The 18,223-nt window shown below is 38.9% G+C and carries 12 protein-coding genes; 10 read left to right on the top strand and 2 right to left on the bottom strand.

Annotated elements, in window-relative coordinates; genetic code table 11:
- Positions 1-96 precede the first annotated feature (96 nt).
- From GQR87_RS18470 to GQR87_RS18450, 5 genes are all read left to right on the top strand, one after another.
- On the top strand, positions 97-1,140 hold the full coding sequence (locus tag GQR87_RS18470; protein ID WP_158971918.1) for an inorganic triphosphatase: 1,044 nt from the start codon (positions 97-99) through the stop codon (positions 1,138-1,140).
- A gap of 180 nt (positions 1,141-1,320) precedes the next feature.
- Positions 1,321-2,964 carry an acetolactate synthase large subunit gene (locus tag GQR87_RS18465; protein ID WP_158971917.1) on the top strand — a complete coding sequence of 548 codons (1,644 nt, stop codon included), beginning with the start codon at positions 1,321-1,323 and terminating at the stop codon, positions 2,962-2,964.
- A 9-nt stretch (positions 2,965-2,973) separates the two neighbouring features.
- Positions 2,974-4,404, top strand: a complete 1,431-nt coding sequence (locus GQR87_RS18460; protein ID WP_158971915.1) for an aldehyde dehydrogenase family protein — start codon at positions 2,974-2,976, stop codon at positions 4,402-4,404.
- Positions 4,405-4,711: 307 nt separating this feature from the next.
- The gene (locus tag GQR87_RS18455; RefSeq protein ID WP_158971913.1) at positions 4,712-8,980 is read left to right on the top strand and encodes a hypothetical protein; all 4,269 of its coding nucleotides are present in this window, start codon (positions 4,712-4,714) and stop codon (positions 8,978-8,980) included.
- 302 nt (positions 8,981-9,282) lie between these two features.
- Positions 9,283-9,957 (top strand): haloacid dehalogenase type II, encoded by a 675-nt coding sequence (locus GQR87_RS18450; RefSeq protein WP_158971911.1) that lies wholly within the window; start codon positions 9,283-9,285, stop codon positions 9,955-9,957.
- A 154-nt stretch (positions 9,958-10,111) separates the two neighbouring features.
- Here the strand turns inward: GQR87_RS18450 and GQR87_RS18445 are convergent, their stop codons facing one another.
- A complete protein-coding gene (locus GQR87_RS18445; protein ID WP_158971909.1) occupies positions 10,112-11,347 on the bottom strand; it encodes a hypothetical protein in 1,236 nt (411 codons plus the stop codon).
- Positions 11,348-12,165: 818 nt separating this feature from the next.
- Between GQR87_RS18445 and GQR87_RS18440 the strand changes: the two genes are divergently transcribed.
- Complete coding sequence (locus GQR87_RS18440) at positions 12,166-12,765, top strand: hypothetical protein (protein WP_158971907.1); 600 nt, start codon at positions 12,166-12,168, stop codon at positions 12,763-12,765.
- A gap of 195 nt (positions 12,766-12,960) precedes the next feature.
- Positions 12,961-13,269 carry a DUF1272 domain-containing protein gene (locus GQR87_RS18435; protein ID WP_158971905.1) on the top strand — a complete coding sequence of 103 codons (309 nt, stop codon included), beginning with the start codon at positions 12,961-12,963 and terminating at the stop codon, positions 13,267-13,269.
- A gap of 446 nt (positions 13,270-13,715) precedes the next feature.
- On the opposite strand, the gene mutH is transcribed toward GQR87_RS18435, so the two are convergent.
- Positions 13,716-14,402: a DNA mismatch repair endonuclease MutH gene (gene mutH / locus GQR87_RS18430; protein ID WP_158971903.1), complete on the bottom strand. Its 687-nt coding sequence runs from the start codon at positions 14,400-14,402 to the stop codon at positions 13,716-13,718.
- A 99-nt stretch (positions 14,403-14,501) separates the two neighbouring features.
- Here mutH and rppH point away from each other — a divergent pair, with 99 nt between their 5' ends.
- Genes rppH through GQR87_RS18415 form a run of 3 tightly spaced genes read left to right on the top strand, consistent with a single transcriptional unit; the run spans position 14,502 to position 18,219 of the window.
- Entirely contained in the window at positions 14,502-15,032 is a 531-nt protein-coding gene (rppH, locus tag GQR87_RS18425) for an RNA pyrophosphohydrolase (RefSeq protein ID WP_158971901.1), read from the top strand.
- A gap of 22 nt (positions 15,033-15,054) precedes the next feature.
- Positions 15,055-17,343, top strand: coding sequence for a phosphoenolpyruvate--protein phosphotransferase (gene ptsP / locus GQR87_RS18420; protein ID WP_158971899.1), 2,289 nt, complete (start codon positions 15,055-15,057; stop codon positions 17,341-17,343).
- Between the two features lie 42 nt (positions 17,344-17,385).
- A complete protein-coding gene (locus GQR87_RS18415; protein WP_158971897.1) occupies positions 17,386-18,219 on the top strand; it encodes a thymidylate synthase in 834 nt (277 codons plus the stop codon).
- The last annotated feature ends 4 nt before the right edge of the window (positions 18,220-18,223 follow it).

Genomic DNA, 18,223 nt, shown 5'->3' with positions numbered 1-18,223 from the left:
CTATTTGGATTTGCCTGCTGTATGAGTGGTTTATGATTGATCCTGCATTTATGACAGGCTATTGTGGATAAAGTGTTGATAATCTTTTAGAAATATATGGAATACGAAATCGAGTTAAAACTGCTCGCTGCTGATAACGCGGGCGACATAATTGAGCAAAAATTACTACCACAATTGAATTGTGTAGTGACTAAACAAGTGGTTGAATTAAGTAATTATTACTTCGATACAGACGAGCGCACCTTACGTAAAAATGACATTGGTTTGCGGATCAGGGGCAAAGGCAAACAATTAGAGCAAACCTTAAAAACCGCCGGTAGCTCAGTGGGTGGTTTGTATCAAAGGCCAGAATATAATGTACAACTCGCTGATAGAGATGAACACACAAGTGTGGTTCCCGATCTTAGCTTATTTCCCCAAAATGCTTGGCCTGCTGGTTTGTCGGTAGAAAAAGTACAGCAAAAATTAGCAACTTTATTTACCACGAATTTTGTCCGTAAAATATATTTACTGGATGTGAGTGACACCTGCCAGATTGAAATGGTCTGGGATTTGGGGTCGGTTTCAGCCAATGGACAAAGTGTGCCCATTTGTGAAATTGAACTGGAATTAAAAAAAGGTAATGCCGGTGAAATATTTGTTTTGGCGCAAAAGCTTTTACAAGTTATGTATTTGTCTATCGGAACGGATAGTAAAGCTGCGCGGGGATATCGTCTGGCAGATTCCTTAACAGCAGCGCCACCTAACTTGAATCCCTTGGATAAAATAATTGATTCAAAATTGGATTTTATTAAATCAGTCGAAAATAGTTTGGCTTATTTACAATATTTTTCTGCACTAATGTCAAAAGAATATTCTGCAGACAATGCAGATAACATTACCAGAGGATTACAAAACCTAGAAATATCTTTTCAACAATTTAGTCGATTATCAGCTAATAATGAGGTACACAAACTTCATCAAAAAGTAATGCATTTGCATCAAGATTGGCTTTTGTTGTTAGTTAGATTAAAAAATATTAATGATAAGAGTCAATATGAAGTGGCAATTGATAAACTTCTGTTTCAACCTGATGTGACCCAATTACAGTTAGAAATAGTGCAATTTTTGTTTGAATTAAACCGAAGTGTTAACAGTTGATTGTCTTCATATGCAAAATTGATTTAAGTAATCGGTTTTTTATGCTTTACCCACGCATATAGTTCGGTGGACTATAAGCTTATAACAATAAAGAAGGCAGAGACCTTTTAAAATAATGGCCTATCTTCTATACCCTATTGAAGATTAGGATTTACCCCTACAAAACTAACAGGAGCGCCCATGAAAGCGTCTGATTTATTTATAAAAGCCTTAGAAGCAGAAGGTGTTGAGTACATTTTTGGTATCCCAGGTGAAGAAAACTTGGATTTATTGGAATCTATGCGTGATTCGAATATCAAACTGATTTTAACTCGTCACGAACAAGGCGCTGGATTTATGGCTGCTACCTATGGTCGTTTAACTGGTAAAGTGGGGGTGTGTTTGTCGACTTTAGGCCCAGGTGCAACTAACTTAGTGACGCCTGCTGCTTATGCTCAATTAGGCGCTATGCCAATGATGATGATCACTGGCCAAAAGCCTGTTAAAACCAGTAAGCAAGGTCGCTTCCAAGTGATAGATGCAGTAGATATGATGCGCCCTATTACTAAATATACCACTCAATTAGTCAGTGGCGATCGTATTCCATCCGCTATTCGCGAAGCCTTTCGATTGGCCCATGAGGAACGTCCTGGTGCCGTACATATCGAATTACCAGAAGATATTGCAGCTGAAGAAACAAGTGCAAAATTATTAACAGCCAGTGTTGCCAGACGACCTATTGCTGAATACAAATCTATTAACAGAGCAGCAGGTATGATCCATGATGCCAAAACGCCATTATTGTTAATCGGTGCAGCTGCAAACCGCAAGCTTACTTCTAAAATGCTTAAAGAGTTTGTTGATAAAACAGGCATTCCTTACGTGACTACTCAGTTAGGTAAAGGCGTATTAGATGAAAAAGACGACTTGTTTATGGGTAACACAGCTTTATCATCTGGTGACTTTGTTCATAGAGTAATTGATGGCGCAGACCTAATCATTAACGTTGGCCATGACGTAGTTGAAAAACCGCCTTTCTTTATGAGTCACAATGACAATAGACAAGTGATTCATATTAACTTTGAAACGGCTGCCGTTGATCCTGTTTATTTCCCACAGCTAGAAGTGATAGGCGATATTGCTAACAGTATTTGGCAAATTAAAGAACAAATCAGTGCCAACCCTACTTGGGACTTTAGTTTCTTCAAAAAGGTTCATGAAGCTTATTTAACCCATAAAGCTGAAAGCGAAAATGATGACCGCTTCCCAATTTTACCAGAACGTTTTGTTCGAGATATTCGTGAAGCTATGCCAGATGACGGTATAGTGACGTTAGATAACGGCGTTTACAAAATTTGGTTTGCTCGTAATTATCCTGCAGCCTTTCCTAATACATTATTGTTAGACAACGCCCTCGCAACTATGGGCGCAGGCCTCCCGTCTGCCATGGCGGCTAAAATGGTACACCCCACTAAACCTGTTATTACAGTATGTGGTGACGGTGGCTTTATGATGAACAGCCAGGAGTTAGAAACTGCTGTACGTCTTAACTTACACATAGTGGTGATTATTTTACGTGATGATGCTTACGGTATGATCAAGTGGAAACAAGCCAATATGGAATTCGAAAACTTCGGATTAGATTACGGCAACCCTGACTTTGTAAAATACGTAGAAAGTTATGGTGGTAAGGGCTGGAGAATTGATTCAGCTGCAGGTTTATTACCTCAAGTAAAACAATGTTTAGCCGAACCAGGTGTACATTTAATTGATGTGCCAGTTGATTACACATTAAACGATGAAACTCTTAATAAAACAATTCGTATGCGCAGTGCAGCGGTTTAAGGAGCCATTATGTTAGCTAAAGCTTATCCCTATTATTTAGCCAATGAAGCGGTATTTGCTAATCAAGATCTAGCTATTACCAATAAATATACCAATGAAGTTGCCACTCATGCGGCCATGGCCGATGCAAAAGTTATCGATCAAGCTATTGCTGCTGCAGAAGCTAGTCAACCTTTGCTTAATAAAATGGCGCCTTATGAGCGTCAAAATATTATTAATCATTGTGTAAAACGTTTTGAAGAACGTTTTGACGAGTTAGCCCATGCTTTATGTATAGAAGCCGGTAAACCGATTAAAGATGCGCGGGGCGAAGTAACACGTTTGATTGATACCTTCCGTATTGCTGCTGAAGAGTCTGTACGTATGCACGGTGAGGTGATGAACCTTGAAATTACTCCTAGGGCTAAAGGTTACACTGGCATGTACAAACGTGTACCTATTGGTCCATGTTCCTTTATTTCACCTTTTAACTTTCCGTTAAACTTAGCGGCGCATAAAATTGCTCCGGCATTGGCTACAGGTTGTGCTTTTGTACTTAAACCTGCTAGTCGTACGCCACTTGGCGCGATTATTATTGGTGAAATTTTGGCAGAAACCGATTTGCCAAAAGGCGCATTTTCTATTTTGCCTTGTAGTCGTGATGGTGCTGATTTATTCACTACAGACGACAGATTTAAACTGCTTAGTTTTACTGGTTCACCGCAAGTAGGCTGGGACTTAAAAGCCAAAGCCGGTAAAAAGCCTGTAATTTTAGAGCTTGGCGGTAATGCTGCTTGTGTAGTTGATCATGACACAGACTTAGATGATGCTATCGAGCGTATTACTTTTGGTGCTTACTATCAATCTGGACAAAGTTGTATCAGTGTACAGCGCGTTATTGTGCATGAGTCAATTTATGCCGAATTTAAACTGCGTTATACTGAAAAAGTAGCAGGTTTAGTCCATGGTGACCCATTAAGTGAAGATACGTTTATTGGCCCTATGATTTCTGAATCTGAAGCATCTCGTTTAGATACTTGGGTACAAGAAGCCGTAGCTGCAGGGGCAACCTTGTTATGTGGCGGTAAACGTGACGGCAATATGTTACAAGCCACATTGCTTGAAAATGTACCTGTTGATGCAGCCATTAATACTGAAGAAGCCTTTGGTCCAGTATCAGTATTAAGCTCATTCTCTGATTTTGATCAAGCATTAAAAGAAGTCAATAACAGCCAATTTGGTTTACAAGCCGGTGTATTTACCCGCGATATCTACAAAGCTCATAAAGCATGGGACGAACTAGATGTGGGTGGTGTGGTGATTGGTGACGTACCTAGCTGGCGTGTCGATAACATGCCTTATGGTGGCGTGAAAGAGTCTGGCTTAGGTCGTGAAGGGATCACTTTCGCGATGGAAGATATGACTGAAATTCGTTTGATGGTGTTACGTACTCCACAGTAAGACTGTGTTTAAAGCTCTTTAAAAAAGAGGTTTTAAAACTTTAAAAAGCGCCGGTTGGCGCTTTTTTTGTTTTTAAAAGTTAAGGCATATGCTGGGCACACAAAGTGTGGTCTGGTTTACCTGCTGGTGGATCGCTTGATAAGACAAGTCATGTTATAGAAGTCCATGTTTAGGCTCGTAGTTCGTTTCTATCATCGCGAATCTGATTTTATCGTCTACGGTATAGTTCTGTTCGTAATTTGCGCAATACATATTACTATCCCATACTGATTGCATAAATAATTTCACTAGTGAATGTGAGTTATGTATGCCCGGTAAAAAACAGTCTGCATTTAAACGCTACAGCATATTACTACTGATTATTATTTTAATCGGTGCTGCATATTACTTTTTAAAAATTCAGCAAAATGAAATTCAACAAAACCACCGTTATTTGCGACAACTGAATGAAGCGGCAAAAAGTTTGCAGCAATCAATTAATTTACTCAGCACAAGTGTTCGCCAAGAATTTATAGAAGTTCAGGCTGGAGAAACCAGTAAGTCCGATAATAAGCAGATTGATACTAATTTCGATCTCGACATTAATAAATTTAAAAACCTGCTCAACGCCACACAAAATTTTAAGCACTTAAACGTCCTCAAAAATAGCAATAAATCTCCAGAAACAGATAGCACTGAGTTTACTTTACAATTGGACCCTAATGAACAAGCTATTAGAATTGATATTGAAGAATTCAAAATCACTACTCCAATTTTGGATCTTATCCCAAGCCATTTAAGTCCTTTTCCTTTGCTTATCGTTAGTGATAAAGATGGCAATATTTTGGCCGAAAAACGCCACGCAGATCTTGCTAAAAATCTTTCTGACTTAAGGTTTTCAGCTGTTAAAAGTTATCTAGCGAGTACAGATAACTTAGCAAAAGACGAGAAGACGGAAACAAGCGTAAGTGATTCTATCGACCGAGAGTTAGCAGGACTTCACCTGCGAATTTATCGACAGCCAATGAAATTAACAAACCTGAGTTTGACCGACGAAAAAAGTCAGTCAACCCAGGATATTTACTTGTTAGCCTTTGTAGAAAAACAAGACGTTGTTTTGAATAATTTGAAAATCGGCAATACTGCGGCTTTATGGGCCGTGCTTAGTTTAGTTCTGCTGGTGGCAATATTACCTATTTTAAAAATTCAATATTGTGCGCCGACCTACAGCTACTCACGATCCGATGTGAGCCAATTTATTCTGGGTTTATTTATTTTATTTGGAGTTTTGGCCATTGCTATTTCTGATCAGCTTTTTTATCGCTATTGGTTGCAACAAAAAAACATTCAGAGTGAAAGTTTACACAACAAGATTAGGCATGACTTTAGCTATGAGTTGAACAAACTGATTGAACTCGATTATAACTATTTTAAAAATATCCAGCAGGGGGGCAATGCCCAATGTAATGAGTCATCAATCCCCACTCCCACAGCTGAGGTAGTTAAATCACAACTAAGAAATTGCACCCTATTAACAGAGGGGGGAGTATCATTAGCAGATAATGATAACGCCTATTTTATCGAGAATTGGTTTTTACTGAACAAAAACGGTTATTTTTCGGGTTTTGATGATCAGCAAAATCCAACTATATACCAACCACATAAAGCCCTATACAACACAAAACTAGTTGATTTAAAGGGACGTGAATACTTTCAACGGGGTTGGCATGGCCCGCTTTGGAACTGGGAAGGAGAAACAAAAGATAAAGATAAGCCATTTTTCATTCAACGAATCCGCAATATTCATGACGCCCGTTTTAATAGCCAGTTAGTTTTTAAGCACCAATTTGATAGTAAAGTTAATAGTAAAAATACAGAGTACTTAAGTTCAATTGGTACTTCATTAACTAGTTTAAATCAGCGTATTTTACCTAATAACTTCGGGTTTGCGGTGATTGATCAACAAGGTCAGGTTTTATACCACAGCAATGAGGAGCGTAGTTTAGTAGAAAACTTTTTTGCCGAAAATGCGCACAATTTACAATTACTCACTACTATGCAGCACTTAACAGATTTAAACGTAGATAAACCAACTAATTTAGAACTGGAATATCGCCATGCTCCACATAATGTGACTCTTGGGAAGTTACATAAAGATATACCTGAGTGGGGCTTGGTGGTTTTTTATAATCAAGAGGAAGCCTCGCAAGTAAATATGTTATTGGTATTTCTTGCTGTGATTTTATACCTATTGTTGCTTATCCCTTTGGTGTTACTCAGCCGCTATTTGAGCCTTCAAGGATTATGGGCTCGGATTCTTCATTATCAACATGACGACAACCGACCATTAGCTTTTCGCATTAGGTACAAATGGCTTGCCCTATGGATATGGTCTGCCTGTATCATGCAATTATTAAGTATGGGGGTGCTCAATAACGTTCTACCTCGCTTAGCTTTTTTCTTTTTTACTTTGAGTCTGATCCTAGTCGTCTTGCAATATAGACTTGTTCCCATTGCTTTACATGAAAAAAGATTAGCTTTTAAAGCGCTTGTTAAGCGCTTCCTACCGCAGCCGAGTATTTTATTTAGAACTCCCTTTTTTATTCCTTTTGCATGCGGGTTGTTTGTTTGTTTTGTGATGTGTTTTTTACCTGCAAACAATAATAGCTCCACACAAGTAAATTCAACTGAATGGCTGAACTTAGGGGCCGGCGTTACATTTTTTATACTGGCCTCATTGTTATTGTGGAAAAAGACCAAGGAAAGTCAAAACAAACTTTTCTTTAGTAGTAATAAGAACACTAGTCTTGCATTGTTAAACCGAAGAGTATCGATGGGTTACCTTTGGTATCTAGCGGCAAATATATATTTAATTACTATGGTGCCAGCAGTTATTTTAATTAACAGTGTTAATGGTTATATGCTTGCCGGCCAAGCCACTTTTCAAAATCAATATTTACAAGAACAACAGCAAAAAGTGGCTCAACAAGCTAAGCATTATAGAAAGTTATTGAAACAAAATAATAATGACATGTTAGGTTTGCCTCCGGTCTCACCAGTAATTGAACATGCCAATTTATTTCCAGGAGTGAACCCGCCAGATACAAAGCATATAGAGAGTTGGCTGTCTATTGTGGATAGAGAGTCAAATAATATTTACTCTGATAACGATCCTTTTTTAAAAACGATTATCAAAAATTTAAAGCTTAAAACTCATGTTGCCGCTGAATATCAATTTGAGGCTGCTAATAACATCCAAAGTAGTAACAAAAAATTATTACAATACGACCCTAATCGCTTTATGCAAGCGGCGAGTAAGGCGTTTTGGGCACAAATACTAATCATCACAGTTGTAGTGATTATGGGGGTATATTATGCCGGTCTATTTTTAGTTAGTCGTAAATTGTTAGGTGAGCATATTTTTGATAGTTATCGCCTCAGACCTCCCTCAGAATCTGAGCATAGTGAATATATTTGGCAGCGTTTACAAGAGTTAAAAATTAGTGGCCAAATGCGCTTACAATTTATTAGCCAATTAAGTCAGTTAGACCTAGAAAGTGCTTTCAGAGCTCACAAAATTCCCATCCATGATGGTAATATTAGCTATATAGAAGATTGGACTGATGCTGATGGGCAGGTAGATTTGCCAAAGATCGATACAATTCAAGGCCAAGAACACACCCCGCTCATTGTTCTACAAGGACTTGCTCAAAATTTATTTAAGCGTAAAAGTCGCACTCAAGCTTTGGCGGTACTTAAACGTCTACAGCAACAAAAAATTGATTTAATCATTGTGTCTGAAGTGTCACCAATGTTACTTCTTAGCCAAGCTGAAAATTTCCCTGCTCATGACGTAAAAGAAGCGCCTGATAAAAGAGAATTGTGGCAATGGAGTCAATTATTACGTGATTATGACATGCACTATTATTGGGTGGCGCGAAAAAAAAGCACTCTAACCACATCTCCGGATGCCACATCGATGCTAATACACGAATCAACCCATTGGCCTGAACTAAAACAAATTAAAGAGATATTTATTACCTATCATCGAGCGATTAAATTACAGCAGCAAGCAGAGCAATTAAAACAACCTATTAGCGATGATGATTTGCAGTTAAATGATTATTGGTCGCCACAACAAATTGTTGAGTTTTTTGTGCACCATGCACGCCCAGCTTATCGCTTACGCTGGGAACAGTGTTGCACCGACGAACGTCTTACGCTGCTGCAATTAGCCCATGGTGCTAAACTCAATCCAGCCAATGTTGAAGCTATAGGACATCTACAACGTCGGGGGTTAATTTATCGAGACAGTGGATGGCACTTAGTAAATGAAAGTTTTAGACAATTTATTTTAACGGCTGAGCCTCTCAGCCAAGTAGAAGAATGGGTAGATAAAACGAGAACTAGTTTGTGGCACAATTTACGTGCACCTCTATTTATGTTGGTAGCCATACTATTCATTTTGGTTATTTTTAGCGCCAATATTGCCTTTGATTCTGTCTTGAGTACTTTAGCTGCGGTACTTGGCGTCGTTCCCTTATTAATTCAAAATATATCGAGTTTGCGTTCGGTAGAAATTTTGCCGAAGGAATAATATGTCCACATGAGTTGATAAATGACAAAAGAATCGTAGGTACACTAATTGTAATAAAAATAATCAAGCTTGATTAAATTAATGTCTTAATCTCTATTTTTATAACGTTTAGTTAGTTGGTTTATGGGGGGAGGTAACGGCTAGTGATTGATGATGAGAATGGTTGTTTTGGTCTTTGCCTTTATCTGTCTACCAACAAGTATCTGTGGTTATCGAAGCTAATGACTTACAATGATCTTGCCAAATCTGCGGCCTTTATACCTGTGTTGTATTTGCTGGCCTTAAATGAGGAAAAGTTGTAAATGAGAAATAAAGTCATTCTTTTTGATATAAACGAGACAGTTCTAAATTTGAAGTCTTTGCAGCCAAAATTTACTGAGGCTTTTGGTAGTGAAGAAGCTTTATCATTATGGTTTTCGAAATTACTACATTCTTCAACAGTCTGTGTGGTTACAAATGTGCATACAAATTTTGCTAAACTCGCTGATGTCATGCTTGAGTCAGTCGCGGCAAATTACCAATTAAAATTATCTGAATCGAAACGCACTGAGCTATTAAGTGCGTTTGCTAATTTACAAGCACATTCAGATATTAAGGGGGCGCTAAGTAAATTACGCGAAAATGGATTTAAAACGGTCGCTTTTTCTAACTCATCCTTGAGCCTTATTTCTAGCCAAATAAAAAATGCTGGATTAACAAGTTTGTTTGATGAAATTATATCTGTCGAAGAAACTGGAAGTTTTAAACCCAATCCCAATGCCTATAGATTTGCGGCGAAGGTTTTAGCAGAGCCGGTAGAAAATCTTTGTCTTGTTGCAACACATGATTGGGATACCCATGGTGCTTTATCTGTGGGTCTAAATGCAGCCTACATTAATAGGTCGAATGCTCCTTACCACGCGCTGTATTTAAAGCCAGACATTCAAGCAAATACTATGGATAGCATAGTGCAGCAAATCATCGAAGCTTATCTATAAAAATATAATTTATACCAATCCCATCAAGTTTTCGCTGCGTTTACATTTATTTATTGGCGTTGGTATAACAGGTAAAAGCCACAATTGTCAGTCGCTAATACTGACAATTGTGCTGAGTTTGCATAATCAATAGTGGCTAGGTGATAGCCTTGTATTAAAGACTAAGTTTACGTTTTTTACTGCTTGCTAAGTCGAAACTTGTGGCCAGTGCTTCGCTTACATTGTTCTTTTCATTATCTTGCCTGAATAGCACCAAACGACTAATGGCGTGGGCTTTAGAACGTCCAGATATTAATAGGCTGTAGGTACCCGCTTGTGGGAAGTCTGCAAAAATACTATGGGGATCATTGTCATTGGTGGCAGTAGCCCACAACCAGCTATCTACTGGTCCGCCAAAACGATATATTTTGAACCAGCCTTTGTTGCCTGCTCCTTCAGGTTCGAGCCCTTTACAATGGTTATTGCTGTTGTGTTCTTTTGGACAAACCACTGTATTAGTTTCTTGGTTTTTAGCGAAAAAATGCGGTGAAATAATTTTTAGCCAGCTATCATTTGCATCTGTGGTTGCTTCACCAAAGGTGATTAAATTACTCCAGATAAACCGATAACGGCCAGGATTATTTATCTGAATGGTTAGGGGGATAATACCTACTCCAGGAGAGTCGTAATAGTCATTGTCTATCCATTTTATGTAACTCTTTTCGTTGCTTGAGTCTTTTTCAATTATTTGCCAATTTTTAGGTGGAGAGGTGTTCGCTAAATCTATGACGAGTACACCATCCTTTTCAACGTATGCGGTTTGACTTTGCTTGGCGTTGTTCTCACATAATGCTACACAGCTAAATTCAACTTTTGTCCAGCGGCCTCTTGAATAAGCAGTGATTTCATCTTCAGGGATCTTGCCGTTGGTCACTGAGTTGAACTCAACGGTGATTTTTTCTCCATGAAAAATTTCGATATTTGACCAGATGTGAGTAGTTTCAGAAAAATCCTCTTGGTTACTCGGGTTGGTGGCAAGACTTAGTTTTTTATCTCCAACACTGAGACTATATTGACTCTCTCCGTCAATTTCAGTTAAGGCTGTGAGGGTTGCGGTATAAATACCATAGGCACCGGTAAATGTAGTGTGTGCCGCTGAAAATTTGTCTTTATAAATAGCGGCATCCACCGCCCGGCTATTGGTATTGTGGTCTATGTATGACGGCACATAATCATCTGTTGCTGTGTCAGCTAAATCTGCAAAGTCTTGTATCGCGGATAATTCAATAATATCGGCACTTAGTGTTTTTGCTTCTCTAGCGACCTTTGGGGCTTTAGTTGTATCGGTACAGGCTGTGAGTGTCTGTATAATAACGAACAATAAACTATATGTAGATAAGGTTCTTTTCATAAAATTATTTTTAACCATTCAATGTAAGAGTAAATTGGAAGTTAAGAGTAGCGTTATTTAGTTATAATAATATTTATTATTAACGGGTATCTGGTTACGATTATTGGTAGTGTTTTTTCTCATAGATAAGATTTAACTTTGTTACGCATATCTTCACTAAAATTCATAAAATAGCAGTCAATTTAGGCTTATCTTTGATAGCTATGTTACTCGTTTTTGATACAAAAAATTGTGCTATTTCTTACTTTAACAAAGACGAAATAGTTAATAAAATCAATATTTTGGTCTATTTTTTCAGGTGTTGTTTTTTTGATTTATGGGGAAGGGCAGATCCGATTATATTTGAGTTTCGGTTGCAGACAGGCATGCTTTTGTCTTTAATTTTCTAGTTCGAAATTGGTAACTAACCGCTGCTTTGTATTTCCTTTTTAAAGCGCCAGTTATAAGGGGAATAGCCTTGGTTCATTGTCTGTTCGGCGAAGCCACTTTGTTAATTTCTGTGAATTTCCGTGGTAACGTTTTTTGCTTTTGCCTTTATTTTTTTTATTGGAATTTATCTGTTGGTTGCTGCTTTTCTTTGCCTAGCATCTCGAATCTATCGTTTCGATACTGTTTAATGTTATACAGTGACTTAACCAACCCCAGAACAAGAAAATTAATTCACCTGTGACTCGGTTTTCAACTGCGGTTGGGCTAAGGAATAAACTCAGATTATGCCTTGTGGTATTGATAGGATATAAAATATGGATGTGTCTGTACTTGTTGTTTTCATTTTTTTCGTGTTGATTATCTCGATTGTTATATATCGAAAAGCATTGATGAAAAAACGCTCTTCATTTATTAATGCTTATGAGTTTCCTCACTCTATTAAAAATAAGGTGTCGCAAATATATCCACACTTGCATCATTCAGATTTGGAACAAGTACTACGAGGATTAAGAGATTATTTTCATTTAATTTCATTATCCCGTAGTGAAATGGTGGCAATGCCATCTCAAGTTGTTGATGTCGCTTGGCATGAGTTTATTCTTTTTACCAAAGAATATGCTCAATTCTGTTCGAAGGCAGTGGGACATTTTGTTCATCATACCCCTGCTGAAGCCATGAAATCTGAAAGTAGGGCACAGTTGGGTATAAAAAAAGCATGGCGGATCAGTTGTCATAGAGAGCAAATAAATCCTTTTAAACCTAAGCGTTTGCCGCTTATTTTTGCTTTAGATGGCAGATTAAATATTGAGGATGGTTTTTTATATGAGCTGAATTGTATGAGGTCAACGTCTTCCAATAACGGTACTGGAAGTTCAGCAACTGGATTCTGTGGTAGTCATATCGGTTGCTCTTCTGGTTGTGCCGGTAGTGCGGGAGATGGTGGCTGTGCAGGCGATAGTGGTGGAGGAGGCTGTGGCGGCGGAGATTAAAATCAATATTTGGCTTTCTATTTCATAAAACTAGGTTTGCTGGTTTATGGGGCATCTTGTTATTTCTGCATATAGTTAGCAGGGAGCGATTTTTTGTTTTAAGCTCGGTATTTATATTTAGCCGCTGTTTTATTTGTATTTTCGATTAAAGCGCAGTGTTATTGGTAACAGTATTTTTATTGTAAGGAGTTACTTATGCTTGAATTACGACCTAATTGTGAAGGGTGTGATAAAGATCTTCCTGCCTCTTCGACTGAAGCTTATATTTGTACTTACGAATGTACTTTCTGCAAAGACTGCGTTGACAATATGCTAGGTAATGTTTGCCCTAACTGTGCGGGAGGTTTTTGTCCTCGCCCAATTCGACCTAAAACTGCTTATCGAGCCGGAGTCTCTTTACAGGAGCAACCCGCATCAACTAAACGGATAAATACTAGCTATACTAAGGCGGAAATTGCCGATTTTACTCATCCGATTAAAGGTATTTCAGCGAAAGATAGATAGAGTGATTCGCCTTTTAAATCAATAATATTGCACCTCGACGTTAACGACTGCTTTTCTTTGCTCGTAGCTCGAATCTAGCCACTGCTCATCTTTGCCCCATTATGCTTAACCTGATGGGCTAAGTCAAAAGTCAGCAACAAAGAGTAAAAAGCGTTTAGGCAGAACCCTTCGGGCAGCGTTTGTGCGGCATTTCTACTGCTTCATCACTCATTAAGGTAGAACAACTACATTACATTCGTGCTTTATTGTATAAATACCGCACAATTCGCTGCAAAAGCAATCACCAAAGATTAACAGCCCCTGCTAATAACGTGTTATTGCTAGACTCTCCTCCAACGCGGCTAGGTAGAGGTAGCCCAACGCCACTAGGCACAAAAAGAGCGTTATCGAGAGGTTCGGCTTATCCAGTATTCAGGTTACTTAGGCTGCAACATTCTGCCTTCCATCTACACCCCAAAATAATCAGCTAACAGCTGAGAAGTAAATTCTTTACGTAAGTAAAAACCTCTTGGTCTAGTTTTTATTTTATGGCCATTTTTTCCTATTGCATCGGTTAACGCAGAGCCATCCGCAGCTTTTGGTCGTATTTGTAGATATTGACCATGTTTAGCTGTAATTTTTTCTATCTCGCCTAGGGATATCATTTCCATTAATTCTTCCCAATCCATACGCAGTTGGTTGTCTTGCTCGGGACTGGGTGTCCATAAAAATGGGGTAGCGATACACCTATCTTTTGGCGGTATGTCTCGTCTGCCATCGATTGGGACCCATAACACCTGTTGGATCTTATTGCGTACATTACTGGTATGCCATTCTACACCAGCAATATCTAATAAAGGCGCGTAACACACATAGGTAGTTTCCAGCGGGCGGCAGTTTTCATCTATAGGAATGGTTTTTAATTCAATTCCGAGCTTGGCAAAATCTTGTTGTGATTTAGAGCCTGCAGTGGCGCCGAGACAAAGTTCTATCAGCTGTCCGCTCCAGCCTTTTTCTCGTTTAAAGTTTGTCGGGACTTTAATTTTATTGAAGTCGGCCAGCTCCCCCAAAGTCAATCCTGCTAATCTTTCGGCTCTAGACATAAGTTGTTCAGCCGTTTTTGGCTCGCTACTTGGAAAAATATATTGTTTCATTAGGTACAGGCTGTGTCTTATGTTTTTTATTGCTTTGCATGATCGCTAGTTTATGGAAGAATGCAGTACATTAAAAGAATTGAGTTCTCGGGAGTCTAAGTGATTGATGCCGAAGGATTCCGCGCCAACGTTGGCATAGTGATTTGTAATGAGATAGGTCAAGTTTTTTGGGCTAGACGTTATGGGCAACATTCTTGGCAGTTTCCGCAGGGCGGAATTGATGAAGGTGAAACTGCTGAGCAAACTATGTATCGTGAGCTTCACGAAGAAGTGGGCTTGCGGCCGGAACATGTAAAAATATTGTCTGTGACCAAAAATTGGTTGCGCTATAAACTACCTAAACGATTAGTTCGTCAAGGCAGTAATCCTGTATGTATTGGCCAAAAACAGAAATGGTTTTTATTGCAATTAACTTGTAATGAAGACGATGTCGATCTGTTGCAGTCTAATCATCCTGAATTCGATAATTGGCGTTGGGTTAGCTTTTGGTATCCCGTACGAAACGTTGTGTCGTTTAAAAAAGATGTATACAGGCGTGTAATGAAAGAATTTTCTTCAACAGCCATGCCAGATAATGCCCCGAATACTCAAGGGCAATCAAATAAATCCAAGCGTCGTCGTAAGACTTAATATTACAAGGTGAAAAGGGTATATGTTAACTACGCTTAAACGTATTGTTCAGGAAGTGAATCAAATTCCAGTATTGGATGATGCATTAAACTGTCTGGCAAATCGCTTAATCGAAGCCCTAGGCGTTGACTCATGTAGTATTTATCTTGCTGATTACGACCAACAGCATTTTACCTTAACAGCCACTAATGGTTTAGCTACTGAAGCTGTTGGACGTGTATCTATTGGCTTCTCAGAAGGCTTGATTGGTCTGATAGGCCAACGAGAAGAACCAATCAACATTAGTGACGCACAAAGTCACCCTCGCTTTAAACATTATCCTGAAGTCCAAGAAGACCTTTATCACGCATTCTTAGGTGCGCCGATTATTCATCAACGTAAAGTTTTGGGGGTGTTAACGTTACAGCAGCGAGAAAAAAGACGCTTCAGTGAAGATGAAGAAGCCTTTTTAGTCACTTTGGCTATGCAATTGGCTGTGGAAATAGCCAATGCTAAAGCTCGGGGGTCTATTAATTCATTAACTGAAAATGTGCCAAAAGATTGGCAAAAGTCATTACGTGGTGTGCCAGGTTCATCAGGGCTTGCAAGTGGTACAGGTTATTTATTAAATTTATTGGTCAGTCTGCACAATCATACTCACAAGCGTAGTGACGACAGCGAAACTCAAATTGCAAACTATCGTCAAGCTGTAAAACAAACCCAAGATGATATGGCTGTATTGTCTGAGCGTATGCAAAACGAAGTGCCTGATGATGTTAGAGCCATCTTTGAGCTATATCACCATTTGTTAGACGCCAATAGTTTAGGTCGTGAAGTCGAAAAGAAAATCAAAGAGGGTTGGGATGCTCCTACATCACTGAAGATGGTGGTAGAGGGGTATGTACGTCAATTTCAATCTATGAATGACCCCTACATGCGAGAGCGCGCGGTTGATGTTGAAGACATGGGTAACCGGGTGCTGGCGAATATCCTAGGCATTACTTCTGGGGTCACCATTAAGCGCGAACCGCCACAACATTCGATTCTTATTGCTGAAGAAGTCACAGCGGCTATGCTGGCAGAATTCCCAAGTGAAAAGTTAGTGGGCATAGTATCTATGCGCGGCTCAAATAACTCTCATGCGGCAATTATGGCTAGGGCAATGGGCGTACCTGCCGTAATGGGGGTGACTAATATCCCTATCAATTTATTGAACGAAAAAGAAATTTTGCTCGATGGTTATACCGGTGATGTGATTGTATCGCCCAACCTCACTATCCGACGTGAATTTGAACAACTGGTTCTAGAAGAGCAGCTATTATCAGAACGCATTCATGCAGTAGACAGCTTACCTGCAGTTACTACAGACAATTGTCAAATTAGTTTATTTGTCAATGCAGGTTTGTCATTAGAATCTGAAAGTAACAACAACCCTGATTCTGATGGTGTTGGCTTATTTAGAACTGAAATTCCATTTATGATGCGCGAGCGTTTTCCAACCGAACAAGAGCAAGCTGACTTATACCGTGAGTTGTTAATCGCTGAACCGAATAAACCTTTCACTATGCGTACACTCGATGTTGGTGGTGATAAACCATTGCCTTATTTTCCTATTACTGAGGAAAATCCATTTTTGGGTTGGCGTGGTATTCGTTTAACATTAGATCACCCAGAAATATTTTTAGTCCAAATTCGGGCTATGTTACGGGCCAGTATTGGCCTAGAAAATTTACGTATTATGTTACCCATGATTACCTCTGTAAGTGAGGTGAGCGAAGCTAAACGTTTAATTAAACAAGCTTTTTATGAGGTAGAAGAAGAAGCCCAGCAGCAAGGTGAACATTTATATCGGCCTCAAATTGGTGTGATGTTAGAAGTGCCTGCGGTGATTTATCAGCTGCCTCAGTTAGCCAAAATAGTCGACTTTTTCTCGGTAGGAAGTAACGATTTAACCCAATACTTATTGGCCGTCGATCGAAATAATTCTCGGGTCGCTGATTTATACGATAGTTATCATCCTGCGGTGTTAAGTGCATTACATACTATAGCTAAAACAGCTGGTGTATTACAAAAACCTATTACAGTATGTGGTGAATTAGCAGGTGAACCAGGTGGAGTCGTGTTACTTTTAGCTATGGGTTATCGAAAACTCAGCATGAATAATCATAATTTGTCGAAAGTGAAATGGATTGTCCGTAATATTAGCCAAAGCGATGCTGAACAGCTATTGGCTAAAGTCTTAACCTTGAATAATCCACAAGATGTTCGTGACGAAGTGAATCTTTATTTAGAATTATCTGGTTTAGGTGGACTCGTCAGAGCCGGCAATTAGATACGTGTAGTTATCCACAAAATACAGAATTGAGAACAAAAAATGCAGCAATATTTACAGTTAATGCGCCATGTATTAGAAACTGGAACAAAAAAAGAAGATCGTACAGGTACAGGTACATTAAGTGTTTTTGGTTATCAGATGCGCTTTGATTTAAGCCAAGGTTTTCCGTTAGTGACTACTAAAAAGTGCCATTTGCGTTCTATTATCCATGAGTTATTGTGGTTTTTAAAAGGTGAAACCAATATTCGTTATTTAACTGATAATAACGTGAAAATTTGGGATGGATGGGCAACTGACGACGGTGAATTAGGACCTGTGTATGGTAAACAATGGCGCAGTTGGGAAGGTACTGATGGTCAGGTTATTGATCAAATTAGTGAACTGGTAGAACAAATAAAGACTAACCCAGATTCTAGGCGTTTGATTGTCAGTGCATGGAACCCAGCCGTTCTGCCTGATACAAAGTTTTCGCCCAAGGAAAATGCAGCGCAAGGTCGGCAGGCTTTACCTCCTTGTCATACAATGTTTCAGTTTTATGTATTAAACGGTAAGTTATCTTGCCAGTTATATCAAAGAAGCGGTGATGTTTTTCTAGGTGTACCTTTTAATATTGCCAGTTATGCACTATTTACTATGATGTTAGCGCAAGTGTGTGATTTAGAAGTGGGTGATTTTATTCATACTTTAGGTGATGCTCATTTATATGTGAATCATTTAGAACAAGCTGAGTTGCAACTCTCTCGTGAACCTTACGCTCTGCCGAAAATGTTAATTAACCCTAAAGTTAAAGACATCTTCTCTTTTGAAATCAGTGATTTTGAATTAACTGACTATCAATCTCATGCTCATATTAAGGCTTCAGTAGCAATTTAATTTG

The sequence above is a fragment of the Paraglaciecola sp. L3A3 genome (assembly GCF_009796765.1).
GTDB lineage: Bacteria > Pseudomonadota > Gammaproteobacteria > Enterobacterales > Alteromonadaceae > Paraglaciecola.
The sequence above is the reverse complement of the archived record's forward strand: the minus strand, read 5'-3'. Positions and strand labels throughout refer to the sequence as shown.